Annotated in this window: 17 protein-coding genes and 1 other annotated feature; of the genes, 3 read left to right on the forward strand and 14 right to left on the reverse strand. The window is 44.0% G+C overall.

Annotated features, from left to right (window positions below; translation table 11 throughout):
* Nucleotides 1-97 precede the first annotated feature (97 nt).
* Nucleotides 98-796, forward strand: coding sequence for an RNA polymerase sporulation sigma factor SigK (sigK, locus tag CHH48_RS04650; protein WP_095218165.1), 699 nt, complete (start codon nucleotides 98-100; stop codon nucleotides 794-796).
* A gap of 48 nt (nucleotides 797-844) precedes the next feature.
* Nucleotides 845-970, forward strand: a complete 126-nt coding sequence (locus CHH48_RS19755) for a hypothetical protein (protein WP_255212162.1) — start codon at nucleotides 845-847, stop codon at nucleotides 968-970.
* Nucleotides 971-997: 27 nt separating this feature from the next.
* Here CHH48_RS19755 and CHH48_RS04655 read toward each other — a convergent pair whose 3' ends face one another.
* From CHH48_RS04655 to CHH48_RS04665, 3 genes are all read right to left on the reverse strand, one after another.
* Nucleotides 998-1,225 (reverse strand): YrhC family protein, encoded by a 228-nt coding sequence (locus CHH48_RS04655; RefSeq protein ID WP_095218166.1) that lies wholly within the window; start codon nucleotides 1,223-1,225, stop codon nucleotides 998-1,000.
* 81 nt (nucleotides 1,226-1,306) lie between these two features.
* Nucleotides 1,307-1,999, reverse strand: coding sequence for a 5'-methylthioadenosine/S-adenosylhomocysteine nucleosidase (gene mtnN / locus CHH48_RS04660; RefSeq protein WP_095218167.1), 693 nt, complete (start codon nucleotides 1,997-1,999; stop codon nucleotides 1,307-1,309).
* Between the two features lie 13 nt (nucleotides 2,000-2,012).
* Nucleotides 2,013-2,645 (reverse strand): YrrS family protein, encoded by a 633-nt coding sequence (locus CHH48_RS04665; protein WP_175072927.1) that lies wholly within the window; start codon nucleotides 2,643-2,645, stop codon nucleotides 2,013-2,015.
* Nucleotides 2,646-2,864: 219 nt separating this feature from the next.
* Here CHH48_RS04665 and CHH48_RS04670 point away from each other — a divergent pair, with 219 nt between their 5' ends.
* The gene (locus tag CHH48_RS04670) at nucleotides 2,865-3,119 is read left to right on the forward strand and encodes a hypothetical protein (protein WP_123921897.1); all 255 of its coding nucleotides are present in this window, start codon (nucleotides 2,865-2,867) and stop codon (nucleotides 3,117-3,119) included.
* Nucleotides 3,120-3,164: 45 nt separating this feature from the next.
* Here the strand turns inward: CHH48_RS04670 and greA are convergent, their stop codons facing one another.
* The 11 genes from greA to recD2 all read right to left on the reverse strand — a co-directional run bounded on the left by greA (nucleotide 3,165) and on the right by recD2 (nucleotide 14,014).
* On the reverse strand, nucleotides 3,165-3,641 hold the full coding sequence (greA, locus tag CHH48_RS04675) for a transcription elongation factor GreA (RefSeq protein WP_095218169.1): 477 nt from the start codon (nucleotides 3,639-3,641) through the stop codon (nucleotides 3,165-3,167).
* A gap of 119 nt (nucleotides 3,642-3,760) precedes the next feature.
* Entirely contained in the window at nucleotides 3,761-4,393 is a 633-nt protein-coding gene (gene udk, locus CHH48_RS04680; RefSeq protein ID WP_095218170.1) for a uridine kinase, read from the reverse strand.
* A 29-nt stretch (nucleotides 4,394-4,422) separates the two neighbouring features.
* Complete coding sequence (locus tag CHH48_RS04685) at nucleotides 4,423-5,061, reverse strand: O-methyltransferase (protein ID WP_095218171.1); 639 nt, start codon at nucleotides 5,059-5,061, stop codon at nucleotides 4,423-4,425.
* 22 nt (nucleotides 5,062-5,083) lie between these two features.
* Nucleotides 5,084-6,211: an endolytic transglycosylase MltG gene (gene mltG, locus CHH48_RS04690; RefSeq protein ID WP_245840313.1), complete on the reverse strand. Its 1,128-nt coding sequence runs from the start codon at nucleotides 6,209-6,211 to the stop codon at nucleotides 5,084-5,086.
* Between the two features lie 138 nt (nucleotides 6,212-6,349).
* Entirely contained in the window at nucleotides 6,350-6,637 is a 288-nt protein-coding gene (locus tag CHH48_RS04695; RefSeq protein WP_095218172.1) for a DUF1292 domain-containing protein, read from the reverse strand.
* Between the two features lie 13 nt (nucleotides 6,638-6,650).
* On the reverse strand, nucleotides 6,651-7,079 hold the full coding sequence (gene ruvX, locus CHH48_RS04700) for a Holliday junction resolvase RuvX (RefSeq protein ID WP_095218173.1): 429 nt from the start codon (nucleotides 7,077-7,079) through the stop codon (nucleotides 6,651-6,653).
* A complete protein-coding gene (locus CHH48_RS04705; RefSeq protein WP_038561551.1) occupies nucleotides 7,076-7,339 on the reverse strand; it encodes an IreB family regulatory phosphoprotein in 264 nt (87 codons plus the stop codon). The genes ruvX and CHH48_RS04705 overlap by 4 nt, the downstream gene beginning before the upstream one ends.
* Before the next feature lie 67 nt (nucleotides 7,340-7,406).
* Nucleotides 7,407-10,043: an alanine--tRNA ligase gene (gene alaS, locus CHH48_RS04710; protein ID WP_095218174.1), complete on the reverse strand. Its 2,637-nt coding sequence runs from the start codon at nucleotides 10,041-10,043 to the stop codon at nucleotides 7,407-7,409.
* Between the two features lie 53 nt (nucleotides 10,044-10,096).
* Nucleotides 10,097-10,309 (reverse strand) — a binding site (T-box leader).
* Between the two features lie 42 nt (nucleotides 10,310-10,351).
* The gene (locus tag CHH48_RS04715) at nucleotides 10,352-11,452 is read right to left on the reverse strand and encodes an AI-2E family transporter (protein ID WP_176466363.1); all 1,101 of its coding nucleotides are present in this window, start codon (nucleotides 11,450-11,452) and stop codon (nucleotides 10,352-10,354) included.
* Nucleotides 11,418-11,618: a hypothetical protein gene (locus CHH48_RS04720; protein ID WP_093727763.1), complete on the reverse strand. Its 201-nt coding sequence runs from the start codon at nucleotides 11,616-11,618 to the stop codon at nucleotides 11,418-11,420. The genes CHH48_RS04715 and CHH48_RS04720 overlap by 35 nt, the downstream gene beginning before the upstream one ends.
* 59 nt (nucleotides 11,619-11,677) lie before the next feature.
* Entirely contained in the window at nucleotides 11,678-14,014 is a 2,337-nt protein-coding gene (gene recD2, locus CHH48_RS04725) for an SF1B family DNA helicase RecD2 (RefSeq protein ID WP_095218176.1), read from the reverse strand.
* Nucleotides 14,015-14,024: the final 10 nt, after the last annotated feature.

The raw sequence follows: 14,024 nt of genomic DNA on the forward strand, positions 1-14,024 counted from the left end.
ACTTTTTCTTTTTCTGCTGGACAGACACGTTCAGAGACTCCTTCACATAAAGTTAGTGTATAGGCGATCTTTGAGAGTGTACAGGAGGTGCAATGAAATGAGTATTATTGGTGCTATAGGACTTCTAGTAAAGGAAGCAATGTTTTTTGTTTCCTATGTAAAGAATCATGCATTCCCTCAGCCTCTCCCTCCCGAGGAAGAAGCATTGCATATCGAAAGAATGCAGCAGGGGGACGAAACGAGCCGTAACAAGTTAATCGAACATAACCTGCGTCTGGTTGCTCACATCGTAAAGAAATTCGAAAATACTGGTGAAGATGCGGAGGATCTCATTTCTATCGGTACAATCGGGCTAATTAAAGGAATCGAAAGTTACTCGAGTGATAAAGGCACCAAACTCGCTACATACGCAGCTAGGTGTATCGAAAATGAAATTCTTATGCATTTGCGGGCCCTTAAGAAGACCAAAAAAGATATTTCTCTTCATGATCCCATTGGTCAAGATAAGGAAGGAAACGAAATCAGTCTCATTGACATTCTTCAAGCAGATAATGAAGATATCATTGAATATATCCAGTTGAATATGGAAGTGGAAAAAATCAAGGAATACATCGACATCCTGGACGGACGTGAAAAAGAAGTAATCATAAGTCGTTATGGGCTAAATAACGAAGAAGATATGACACAGCGTGAAATTGCGAAAAAGTTAAACATCTCCCGCAGTTATGTTTCCCGCATTGAAAAACGGGCTTTAATGAAGATCTTCCATGAATATTACCGCCAGCATCGTACTTAATATATGAATTAATTACTATAGTATGCTTTTTAAAAGGAGGTTACCAATATGTATGCAAACAGCTATTCACCTAGTCACTATCAGCAGCGAACCAGCACCGGCGTGCTTATTGCTGCCTTCCTTGTCCTGCTTTTTGTAGGAGGAGCTTATGCTTGGGAGAATATATGGGATTAAAAAAACTCCGGTATTATACCGGAGTTTTTAGCTTTCTAGTTGTTTTTTCCACCGTTCTATCGCAAACCAGATAAGTATGCTTGTAATTACGCATCCGCCAGTCATTGCAAACAGGATATCTGCTTTATCTGTAGGTGCTAAATAAACATTGATAACCGATCCGATGTATAAATAACTGCCAAGAATCAGAAGCGCCAATGCAAATCGACGGTAATCTGCAATCTTGTCAATCAACTGCTGTTGTCTTTTATTCATCTTGTCGCCTCCTCTTCTAATCTAGCAATATTGTAACATAAAAAATGACAGCAATTATATGGTAATTGCTGTCATTTTTTATTAGTGGCGTTCAACCATTTTCATGATCAGTGTAGCTGCATTACGAGCAGCTTGGTCAAGGAAAGCATCAAATGAAACGGAAGATTCCTTACCTGCTATATCGGACAATGCCCGTACAATAACGAAAGGTGTTCCGTAATGATACGCAACTTGAGCCACTGCAGCTGCCTCCATCTCCGCTGCCAGCATGGCAGGGAACTTGTCGCGGACAAATGCAACCCGTTCAGGATCAGACATAAAGCTATCGCCAGTCGCAATAAGACCGATTTCTGCGTTTGTATCAGGGAACTGGTCAATAACACTCTTAGCTAGCTGTACGAGCTCCTGATCCGCTTGGAAAGCTGGTGGCATCTGCGGTACCTGGCCATAAGCATAATCAAAAGCTGTAACATCTACGTCATGATGAACAACAGAATCAGAGATGACGATATCCCCTACTTCCAAATTCGCTGCAAAGCCGCCAGCAGATCCAGTATTGATGATCGCTTCTGGTGCATATCGTTCAATCAGCATAGCTGTAGCGAGTGCTGCATTCACTTTACCGATTCCTGATTTTAGCAGGACAACCTGTTTATCGGACAGTGTGCCTTCTGTAATTTCATAACCTGCTATAACTACTTCCTTTTTGTTTGCCATCGTTTCTTTTAATAATGCTACTTCTTCGTCCATTGCTCCAATGATGCCGATTGTCATTCTGTATGCTCCTTTAACTCTTCCTGTCGTTTTCTTTCAGTACTTCCACTTTTGTTGCCTGCCAGCCTTCTCCCTCAACCCAGCTTGCAAATACTCGGAATGTCTCATCTGCATCAGGTGCAGAGACCGTTGCAATAACATCATTGCCGCCATTGCCATTATTCTCTACCCACCAAGCTGTCATTGAGGTTGGATCCAATCCAACAGCTCCTCCGACTGCCTGCATCATTTCATTCCAGTCCTGCGTGCCTTTTTCAAAAGTTGTTGTATGTGTTCCAGACTGATCGGTACCTACCGGCTCCCAGTCCTTCGAGTATGCTTCCTTCACATTATCATCTGAAGGTTCGGCTTCTTTTTTGTCTTCCTTTTCTTTTTCGTCGTCATCCTGCTTCTCTTCGTCAGCTTGCTCTGTATCTTCGCCATTGCTGGAATCATTATTGCCTTGAAGTTGTTCTGCGATGGATTTTTGGTTCTGTTCGTCAGCTGTCTGATTCTCCATTGTCGGTTTATCATTCAAAACTGCTACGAGCAGCACGACGACTAGGGCGACACCCGCAATTGCCAGGACTAAACTAAGCCACTTCCTAGGTTTTCTGCGTCTGTTTCTATTATTCAATCTGGAAAAATCCTGATTATCATCCGCCATGCTCATCCCTCCTCATTGGTCTCTATTATACTATGAACTGGAGCGAAGCCAAAGTCATATTATAAGGTCTTTTTCTTTCGATGATTTTGTTGAAGCATCTCTAATTTTGACATACTGGAAGGATTCTTTGCATATATATCTAACTATATAAATTAGAAAAGCAGGTAGGACTACTTTGATCAGTCATCATGGTTCCTGTGGAAGGGGAGGAAGATAAACGTGATGAAAGTGACAAGAATGGATACGAACCTTTGGGGGCACGAATCGTTCGAGTATGTCGGCTACGACAAGGAAGCCGAGACCTTCTCTATCTTCTTACCGGAAGAATGCTGTTTATCTTTTACTAGTGTGAAAGAACAAGTCGTCTTTTCATTTCTGCTTGCACTCGACAAAGAAAGTTTTATCCTGCAAAAACTTATACCCTTTTTCCCGTTTGAGAAATCTTCTGCACAGTCATTTCATCAGGCTCAATAAAACAAGCTGCTTCCATAGCATTCGGAAGCAGCTTTTGTTTTATGTCTATTCTACTTTAGTAATTTTGACCTGGATGTCGCCACCTGGTGTGGAGACACTCAATTCTTCACCGACTTCATGGCCAATCAGGCTTTTAGCTATCGGAGAATCGTTTGAAATTTTGCCTTCGAACGGATCTGCTTCTGCACTTCCGACGATAGTATAACTTTCTTCTTCTCCGTCCGGCAACTCAATGAAGGTAACTGTTTTACCCATTCCTACCATATCAGGATTATCTGTATCACTTTCAATGATCACTGCATTGCGGATCATGTTTTCTGTTGTAGCGATTTTGGACTCGACGAATGCTTGCTCATCCTTCGCCGCATCATATTCGGAGTTCTCGGACAAGTCACCGAAGCCTCGTGCGATTTTAATACGCTCGACAACTTCTTGACGACGAGTTGTCTTCAGATACTCCAACTCCTCCTCCAGCTTCGCCAAACCTTCATTCGTCATGTAATATTGTTTTTCTGTAGCCAATTCAACCACCCCTTGAGCTCTAAAAGATTCTTTCCCATTGCCTAACTTCTATAGCGTTTTCATGCATATTCCATACTATGGCAGATTCCCGCCGAAAATTCAATACTTATCTGTACAAGTCATGTTGTGCGGCCAGAGAGGATCGTTTCAATCTTCGCAGACATCAAATCGATGGCTACGTGATTTTCTCCGCCTTCTGGAATGATAATGTCTGCATACCGCTTCGTTGGTTCAATGAATTGCAAATGCATCGGACGTACGACATTCACATACTGCTCAATCACGGAATCAATTGTCCGTCCGCGTTCCTTAATGTCACGCAGCAAACGGCGGATAATCCGAAGATCTGCATCTGTATCGACGAATACCTTTATATCCATCATATCACGCAGTCGTTCGTCCTCGAGAATCAGTATTCCTTCCAGAATAATAACGTCTTTTGGTTCGACTGGTATTGTCTCTTCAGAACGCGTATGGATTTTGTAATCATAAATCGGCTTCTCAATAGACTGCTGTTCGCCAAGTGCCTGTAAATGCTGCATTAACAATTCATTATCGAAGGCAAATGGATGATCATAGTTCGTATTGAGTCGTTTTTCGAACGGAAGATGAGATTGGTCTTTGTAATACGAGTCCTGCTCGATCACTAGAATTGTCTTATCTGTAAACCGTTTGTAGATGGATCTCGTGACAGACGTCTTCCCTGATCCCGATCCTCCTGCAACACCGATAATGATAGGTTTCTTTGCCATTGCTCCTACTCCTCTTCCTACTGCCTCGTTCATTTCTTCTTCACACTGACAGCCACTCCATCGCCTACCGGCAAGATCGTCGTGTGAAACGCTTCATGCTCGAATAACCAGTCGTTATATTTACGGATTTTCTTTGCGATATTAGCTTTGCGTGGTGTTGCCTCACTGTCGTCAGCCACATAACCTTTAAACAGAACGTTGTCACTAACTATGACTCCGCGCTCACTCAGCATCTCGCTATAAGATTCGAAGAAACGCTGATATTGACCTTTTGCTGCATCAATAAAGACGAAATCGTATGGAGCATGCGCTCTGATTGTCTCTTCTAAATCGAATGCATCGCCTTTTAGAATCAAGATATCATCCTGAGCTCCTTGCGCTTGGATATGTGTAACTGCCTGATCATAGCGGATATCATCACGTTCAACGGTCACGATGCTGACATCAGGTTTCGCATGGCGCATCATAAGTGCTGAATAGCCGATTGCTGTCCCGATCTCTAATATATTATCTGGCTGTTGCAGCCGAATAAGCTGCATCAAAAACTGGATACCAAGCGGCTCCATTATCGGTACACGATTCTCTGCAGCAAGCTCTTCCAATTTCTTTGCCCATTCTGGAGAAGACTCAACATGCTCCTCCAAGTATCCCATTATTGCTTGTAACATATCATTTCCTCACTTTACCTGCTTACTCATCCAAGTGCATATGCTTCTCAATCAGTTCTTCATGTTCATCGAATGTCCGCGCATAATAAATTTCTCCATCATCTCCGGCAAGGAAATACAAATAATCGGATTCTTCCGGCTGGACGACGGCTTCAAGCGCATTCTCTGAGAAGTTGCTAATCGGGCCGACAGGAAGCCCCTTGTTACGATATGTATTGTAAGGAGAATCCACTTCTAGATCCTTGTAATACACGCGAGGTTTATGCTCTCCTAATGCATACAGCACAGTAGGATCCGTCTGCAGCCTCATATCATCTGCCAAACGGTTATAAAAGATTCCGGCAATCTTCTTGCGCTCATCTTCATTCCTTGCTTCGTTCTCGACGAGCGAAGCGAATGTTAGTGCTTCATGCACGCTCAATTCCTTCTGTTTAAATCCATCCAAATATGGTGAAATAATTTGCTGGGACTTATCCAGCATCATATGAACAACCTTATCTACAGTGATATCATCTGAGGATGTAAAGTTATAAGTGGCCGCAAATAAGTAGCCTTCGAGCGGATAACGTATATCTTTATTTAAGATATCCTCAGTCAGAATATCCGGATATTCATCAATCAACTGTTTGATATAATCTTCATCTTTCATTTTATCCAGGAAAGCCTGCTGGTCTATCCCCAGTGACCCAGACAGTATTACGCCTATTTCCTCAATATCAGATCCTTCTGGAACAGCAGCAGATTCAGAGGGGGTATTCCCCGCCTCTGGATCGTTCAGTTCATCGACGACCTGCTGCATGGACATAGAAGGAGAAAGCTCATAATTCCCCGCGCGGAAGTTGGCTTCACCAGAAAACTTCACATACAGCCTGAAAATGAAAGCATTTTTAATCAGACCTTGCTCCTCCAGGGATTGACCAATTGAGCTAGCAGTAGCTCCCATAGGAACTTCGACAACTTGTGTCGTATCATTGTCTGAATCGACAGCTTTCATACTGGCATTCACGTAGATAAAGGTTCCGAGTGCACCAATCAATAGAAGTACGATTATTACGGATATGATCATCAAAACTATTTTCCGCACGACGCTTGCTTCCTCCATTCTTCTGTCCCGATTCTGTTGAAAAAGATCTTCATTCGAGGCAGTCAAGCTATCTTTCCTCCTTTATCCGCCTTATTATACAACAAACGTCAAGCAGGTCTCCACCCGTCCGACAATTTATGCGGATAAAGCTACAAGAAAAAATCCTCTCTGCCTTATCGGAAAGAGAGGACTGCCTTTACAAAATTAGATGCCGTCTTCCTCATCAGTAAGTGTATTAAGCATTTCTTCGACCATTTCCCATTCTTCCTCACTGTCGATCTGGAATAATGTAAGATCTTTGTCGTCGCCTTTTTCTTCATAGCGGAAAGCGAACACTTCGACTTCATCATCCGCATCAGCTTGTTCAGCCGGTACAACAGCGATATATGTGTGTCCTGTTTCATCCACGTCGAAATTGAACAAGACCTCAAATAAATGTTCTTCTCCGTTTTCGTCCGGGATGATGATACGTTCTTTTTCTTCCAATGCCATATGGCTACACTCCTTATTGTTTCGAATTCAGAAAGCCTTGCAGAATCATGACTGCTGCCATCTTATCGATTACTTTTTTTCGTTTCTTACGGCTGAGGTCCGCTTCAAGCAGCACTCGTTCAGCTGCCATCGTAGTCAGACGCTCGTCCCAAAGCACGGTCTCGAGCTTAAATTCATCTTTGATCCATTGGGAGAAAACCTGTGAAGCTTCTCCCCTCGGACCAATTGTACCATTCATATTCTTTGGCAAGCCAATGACAGCTCTCTGTACATCATGCTGCTGAATGATCTGCTCCAGTTCATTTCTTGCTGTTTCATAATCTTCTTCATTCCAATGAATCGTAGTCAGACCTTGGGCAGTCCAGCCAAGTCCATCGCTGATTGCCACGCCGATCGTTTTGGATCCGACATCCAATCCAATCGTCTTTAGTATGTCAGTCATGATTTGTTCTGTTCCAAATAAAATTTTACCAGTTGTTCCACAATCTCATCCCGCTCCATACGGCGGATCAGATTTCTAGCATCCTTGTGACGGGGAATATAAGCTGGGTCTCCAGACAGTAAATAGCCGACAATCTGATTAATCGGATTGTATCCTTTTTCCCGCAATGCTTCGTATACGGACATTAGTACTTCCCGGACATTCTCGTCCATAGGTTCTTCCGGAAAGTTGAATTTCATCGTTTTATCCATCGAACTCAAGTGAAGCCACCTCGCTTTATTTGCCAGTCTTTTTTTCAGTATATACTTTTCTGTCGGATTTGGAAAATCAAAGCTGTTCTTCTACATATACTGCAGCATATGCGAGTGCATCCGGCACCTGCTCTGGATTTTTACCACCAGCCTGCGCCATATCTGGTCGGCCGCCTCCGCCGCCTCCGCAGCGTTTCGCAGTTTCTTTAATAAGGTTACCCGCATGCAGTCCGCGACCGATTAAGTCTTTGGATACTCCAGCCGCAAGCTGTACCTTGCCTTCAGCTGCTGCTGCCAAAAGGATAACGCCGCTTTCAAGCTTCTGTTTCAAATCATCGACCATACCGCGAAGCTGGTTCATATCTGCTACATCAACTTGTTCTGCAAGAACTTTAACACCCTTCACTTCTTTCACCTTATCAAGGATATTGCCAGCTTCTAGCTGAGACAGTTTGCTGCGCAGGCTATCACGTTCCCGCTGTACTTCCTTCATATCTGCAAATACTGCTTCGATTCGGGAAGGTACTTGCTCGTCAGTTGTTTTCAGTTCAGCTGCAGCTTGAGAAAGAATCTGCTGCTGTTGAATCGTGAATCGATAAGCTTCTTTAGAAGTGACTGCTTCAATTCGGCGTGTACCAGCACCAATGCCGCTTTCGGAAACAATTTTGAATAGGCCGATTTGGGATGTGTTTCGAACATGCACACCGCCACACAGCTCCAGGCTGTAGTCACCGATTTGAACTACACGTACAACATCGCCGTATTTCTCTCCGAATAACGCCATGGCACCCATTTCTTTCGCATCACTTAGGCTTTGATAGGAAGTGCTGACAGCAAGCTCATCCCAGATTTTTTTATTAACGATTTCTTCTATCTTCTCCAATTCTTCTTTTGTTACTGCACTGAAATGAGAGAAGTCGAATCGAAGTCGATCTGGAGCAACTAAAGAACCAGCCTGATTGACATGTGTACCTAGCACGTCCTTCAGTGCTTGATGCAATAGATGCGTCGCTGTATGGTTCTTGACTACATGCTGACGTCTGCTTGTATCAACTTTAGCACGGACGATTTCCTTCACTTGAATCTGTCCTTGCTTCACTACTGCTTGATGCAGATTTTGACCTTTTGGAGCTTTCTTGACTGCTTGAACGAAGACTGCCGCTGTCTCGGTCGTCACCCAGCCCTCGTCTGCTACTTGTCCGCCGCTTTCTGCGTAGAATGGCGTTTCTTCCAGGATGAAGAAGATTTCGTCTCCCTCAACGGCAACATCAGCAAGCTGCTTATCTTTTACAATTGCAAGTATCGCTGTATCTGTTTCTGTACGGTCATAACCGACATACGCGCTTTCTGCTTCCACTTCCTGCAGAACGCTATCTTGTACGTGCATACTGTTCACTTTCTGGCGTGCATCACGAGCACGTTCACGCTGCTGCTTCATTTCTTCCTCAAAACCTGCTTCATCAATCGTGAAGCCTTCTTCACTGACATATTCCTCTGTCAGTTCTTTCGGGAAACCATACGTATCATAAAGACGGAATACTTCTGTTCCAGGGAAGACATTACTGCCTTTCTCCTTTTCTTCTGCTACGATCCGGTTTAGGATAGTCAGCCCATCTGCAAGTGTTTCATGGAAACGTTCTTCCTCTGTCTGAATGACTGTCTCGATGAATTCACGTTTTTCGAGGATTTGCGGGTAGAAAGCATCCATAATTTCACCTACAACCGGTACAAGCTCCTTCATGAAGGCCTTTTCGATGCCAATGTTCTTCGCATAACGTACTGCGCGACGAATCAAACGACGTAGTACATAACCTCGACCTTCATTGGAAGGAAGCGCTCCATCACTGATGGCGAATGATACAGTACGGATATGATCGGCAATAACTTTGAATGCCGTATCATCTGCTGCTGTTTCACCATATGCTTTTTTCGCAAACGTAGCCGTCTTCTCAATGATCGGCATGAATAGATCTGTTTCGAAGTTGGTTTTCGTGTCCTGAATAACACATACCATTCGCTCCAGACCCATCCCTGTATCAATGTTCTGTTTCGGTAGCGGTGTATATGTGTGATCTGGATTATGGTTGAACTCGCTGAATACAAGGTTCCAAATCTCCAAATAGCGCTCGTTCTCACCACCTGGGTAAAGTTCTGGATCAGATGAATCATTACCGTATTCTTCTCCGCGATCATAGAAAATTTCAGAGTTTGGACCACTCGGACCTTCTCCGATATCCCAGAAGTTTTCTTCCGTACGAATGATTCGCTCTTCTGGCAATTTAACTAGATCACGCCACATCTGATACGCTTCTTCATCTTCCGGGTGAACCGTTACGGATAATCGTTCCGGATCAAAACCGATCCATTTTTTATCTGTTAGGAACTCCCATGCCCAAAGAATAGCTTCTTTTTTGAAATAGTCCCCAATAGAGAAGTTTCCAAGCATTTCGAAAAACGTATGATGGCGGGCAGTAAAGCCTACATTTTCAATATCATTTGTACGGATGCTTTTTTGTGCATTCACGATGCGTGGGTTCTCAGGCACAACTCGTCCGTCAAAATATTTCTTCAGCGTTGCAACGCCACTGTTGATCCATAGCAAGGAAGGATCTTCAATCGGCACAAGTGAAGCACTTGGCTCGACGCTATGTCCTTTCTCCTTGAAGAAATCGAGGAATTTCTGTCTTACTTCAGCAGACGTTAATCTTTCCATAAAAATGCCTCCTTTATTATGTAAACACACAAAAAACTCCCGATCCTGCCATATGCAGGGACGAGAGTATGATCGCGGTACCACCCTGATTATAGACCGGAAATTGGTCTATCACCTTTAGGCGCGGATAACGGTGCGCAGCCGATAAGGATTAACTCAGAGCTCCGGTGTAGCTTTCCATCACACTTTTATGGAGATTCTTCCAGCCAAGGAATCTCCTCTCTTAATAAAAGGACGTCATGTACTTGTACCTTCATCGCTTCTAGCTATAAATCTAAGCGTTAGTATAGATAAAAAAGCGGATTTTGTCAAACATCCGCCTCCTTTGCTGTATCCAAGCAGGCTTTGATAATCGTCAGACACGGAACAGCTGCGATCATACCAATAATACCCCCAAGTTCCCCGCCTACAAGCAAGGCGAAAATGATCAGAAGCGGATGGATATGGATGCTTTTCCCGACGATAAAGGGAGAAAGCAGGTTCCCTTCGATCAATTGAATAATAAAAACCATGATTCCTGCAAGGAGAGCCGTTTTCGGGCTGATAGTTATTCCAACGAGAATAGCAGGAACGGCCCCGATGATCGGACCGAAATAAGGAATGATATTCGTTGCCCCTACCAGTAAAGCTAAAACCAAAGAATACGGTAGCTTAATAAGCGTGAACGCTGTCCAAGTCAGAAGACTGACAATGCTGCTAACAAGCAGCACGCCGCGAATATAGTAGCCAAGATTACTATCAATCCGAAGCACTAAGCTTTTGATCCTGCTCCGAAAACGCCGAGGCAGCAGCATGAGACCTGCATTGCCGATTTTATCCGTATCTTTCAGCATATAAAAGACGATAACTGGCGTAACGACAAGAAAAATGACTACTTGCGGCAGCTTGTTCCATATATGCAAGAGATCTTTTAGAAATCCTTCTGCGCGCTGTTCTAAGCCATGCAGTATGCTATCCATTTGATCATGCACTGTTTCCGGCAGGAACGCTGTCCGTTCATACATGAATTGCACATAATGATCATAACGTTGTGTCAACGCCGGCAGATTATGGCTGAATTCCTTTACCTGACTGATCAGAACCGGAAAGCCTTTGTAAAGCAGGAACCCGGTAAGACCGAAAAACAGTATATATATAATCAGGATTGACAGCCAGCGCGGCAGTCGCCACGCAGCAAGAAAATCGATGACAGGATGAAGCAAATATGCAATCAAGCCTGCAATGATGAAAGGCAGGAATAGTCCGCCTAAAAATAGCAGAAACGAACGATAATATGGGTATAGCTTTATCAGCAGAAAACAGAGCAGCAAGGCGACAACAATCGTCACCATCCATAGGAGAACACGATAAAGACGGGATGCCTCTTTCATATTACTAGAAAGATGCGCCGTCGCATTTCCGTTCTTCATCTGTGAACAAATCATCAAGGGAACTCAACGAGCCATCTTCCTCTACTTGATGCAGGGAGAGCATCTCATCTTTATACGACAGTTCGATAAAACAGCCCCAGCAATAATACTGTTCAGGTCCTATTTTTCCGATATCCTTACTGCTGCAGTTCGGACATTTCAACATGTTGGATCACTCCAAATCCTTTTTACATGTTAGAATGTCCAATTATTCCCTCGTATATACTACATGAAATCGTATGGAGAGATATCTTCCTGCTCGGCTTCTGCCTCACGCAGCATCTGATCGATGTCATCTCCCTCTTCATGGAAACCAAGATGCTCCACAAGGGAAGTATAGCGCTGGTTCGTATCTTCCGTTTGAATACCTTGAAGAAATGCCTGTTTTTCCCCGACAAGGATCAAGGAACGCTGTGCTCTCGTTATGCCGGTGTACAGCAGATTTTTACGAAGCATCCTGCGATAACCTGGCACAACAGGCAAGATAACGATTGGAAATTCACTGCCCTGGGATTTATGGATCGAGATACAATACGCATGCATCAAATTCGATAAATCCTTGCTTTCATAGACAACTTCCTTTTCCTCAAAGGCAACGACAAGCTGCTCCTTCTGCTCGATATTCTCTTCTTCACGAAACAAAGCGACTACTTCACCGATGTCTCCATTGAAGACGCCTTCCTCCGGGTCATTGACTAGCTGAATGACTTTGTCACCCTTACGGAAGATAACATCTTTTGCTGCCATCTCTCGCTTCTGCTTGTCCTTTGGATTGACCAGCTGCTGGAGCTGCTTATTCAATTCATGAATACCAGCTTGTGAGCGATACATCGGAGCCAGTAGCTGCACATCGCGCAAATCCCAGCCTTTTTCGACGGCCCTGCCAACAATCTGCGTGATCACATCGACTACTTGATGCTCCCGGCAAGGAATAAAGTTGAAATCTTTGTCCTTTTCGAGTTCGTTTTGTGATAGTGTCCCATTCTTGATAGCATGGGCAATCGTGATTATTTTTGATCCTTCTTTTTGTCGATACACATCTTTCAGCATCACACGGGGTACAGCCTCTGAACGAAGTAAGTCCGACAGCACCTGTCCAGGACCGACAGAAGGCAATTGATCCTCATCACCGACAAGCAGTACTTGCATATCATCTGGAATGGCTTTGAATAATCGGTTTGCAAGCCAAATATCAACCATCGAAAATTCATCAACGATCAGCAGCTTTCCAGCTAGCGGATTATCTTCATCCCGCTCGAATGAGTCGTTACCGTCCCATCCTAACAAACGATGGATTGTGCTGGCTGGTATATTCGTTGATTCATTCATGCGCTTGGCTGCCCTTCCAGTTGGAGCTGTCAAGACGAATGGATAACTCTCATCTTTATCTTTATAGTCTTTTGGATCGAGGGAAAGTTCATGTATTTCCGCATACGCTTTGATAAATCCTTTGATAACCGTCGTTTTACCAGTTCCCGGTCCCCCGGTCAAAATCATTACCTTTGATTGCAGCGCCTGCTCGATTGCTTCGAACTGTTCTTTCCCGTAGCTGATCGTCTCCGCTTCCTCTAGCTTACCGATTATCTTCAGAAGCTCTGCCTGGACAATTTCGGTCTCGGTTTCTTTCTCGGTTAACCGCTGCATATGATTGCAAAAGCCAGTCTCTGCAAAGTAAAGCATCGGATGGTAAACCCGGTCTTCCTGTTTAACAACCTTTTTCTGAGCATGAAGCACACCAAGCTGTTCTTCAATCTGGTCTGCCCCGATTCCAAATTGTGCACTGCGCAAAAGAGCAGCTGCTTGTTTTAGCACTTCTTCATTCGGCAAATAAACATGACCTGCCTGCATGCTATCTTGCAGCACCATCAAGCACGCGGCTTGAAGCCGACTGTCATGGTCCATTGCCAGGTTATTCTGACGGGCAGCTTCATCTGCCCGATGGAAACCAAATCCCTCAATATCAAATACATATTGGTACGGATCCTTCTCCAATACTTGGATTGCTTCATCCCGGTACACTTTATAGATTTTCTGTGCAAGCTTCAGCCCGATACCGTACTTCGATAGATGCACCATCACGTGATCGAAGCCCTGATGCGTACGGAGATCGTGAAGGAACCGTTCTTTCTTCTCATCGTTTAATCCTTGAATACCATCCAGCAATTCTGCATTCGATAGAACATCCGCTATCGCATTCTCGCCCAGCTTCGCTACAATTCTTTCCGCAATCCGTTTTCCGATACCATAGAACAGATCACTGGAAAGATACTGAATGAGCCCATCCTTCGTTTCTGGTACATACCGCTTGTATTCCGTTACTTCATACTGTTCACCGAATCGTTTATGATTGACCATCGAACCATAAAACAGATAAGGTTCGCCTTGGTCCAGTTCCCCGATATACCCTTTGATGACGATATCTTTTTCCTCGATCGTCTCATTGGTTTCCAACACCTTGATCCGGATAATGGAAAACTGTTCTTCTTCTTTCCGGAAAATCGTATGCAATAATTCACCTTTCACAAAGCCTTTTGGGCTTTCGGCAGTCTCCCCATATTCCATACGCCTGTGC

Source organism: Terribacillus saccharophilus, assembly GCF_002272075.1.
GTDB classification, from domain to species: Bacteria; Bacillota; Bacilli; order Bacillales; family Amphibacillaceae; genus Terribacillus; species Terribacillus saccharophilus_A.

Bases quoted from the DNA above. Each gene is read 5' to 3' on its own strand.
- sigK (WP_095218165.1), top strand. From the start codon at position 98: ATGAGTATTATTGGTGCTATAGGACTTCTAGTAAAGGAAGCAATGTTT.
- CHH48_RS19755 (WP_255212162.1), top strand. From the start codon at position 845: ATGTATGCAAACAGCTATTCACCTAGTCACTATCAGCAGCGAACCAGC.
- CHH48_RS04655 (WP_095218166.1), bottom strand. From the start codon at position 1,225: ATGAATAAAAGACAACAGCAGTTGATTGACAAGATTGCAGATTACCGT.
- mtnN (WP_095218167.1), bottom strand. From the start codon at position 1,999: ATGACAATCGGCATCATTGGAGCAATGGACGAAGAAGTAGCATTATTA.
- CHH48_RS04665 (WP_175072927.1), bottom strand. From the start codon at position 2,645: ATGGCGGATGATAATCAGGATTTTTCCAGATTGAATAATAGAAACAGA.
- udk (WP_095218170.1), bottom strand. From the start codon at position 4,393: ATGGCAAAGAAACCTATCATTATCGGTGTTGCAGGAGGATCGGGATCA.
- CHH48_RS04685 (WP_095218171.1), bottom strand. From the start codon at position 5,061: ATGTTACAAGCAATAATGGGATACTTGGAGGAGCATGTTGAGTCTTCT.
- CHH48_RS04695 (WP_095218172.1), bottom strand. From the start codon at position 6,637: ATGGCATTGGAAGAAAAAGAACGTATCATCATCCCGGACGAAAACGGA.
- ruvX (WP_095218173.1), bottom strand. From the start codon at position 7,079: ATGACTGACATACTAAAGACGATTGGATTGGATGTCGGATCCAAAACG.
- alaS (WP_095218174.1), bottom strand. From the start codon at position 10,043: ATGGAAAGATTAACGTCTGCTGAAGTAAGACAGAAATTCCTCGATTTC.
- CHH48_RS04715 (WP_176466363.1), bottom strand. From the start codon at position 11,452: ATGAAGAACGGAAATGCGACGGCGCATCTTTCTAGTAATATGAAAGAG.
- CHH48_RS04720 (WP_093727763.1), bottom strand. From the start codon at position 11,618: ATGTTGAAATGTCCGAACTGCAGCAGTAAGGATATCGGAAAAATAGGA.
- recD2 (WP_095218176.1), bottom strand. From the start codon at position 14,014: ATGGAATATGGGGAGACTGCCGAAAGCCCAAAAGGCTTTGTGAAAGGT.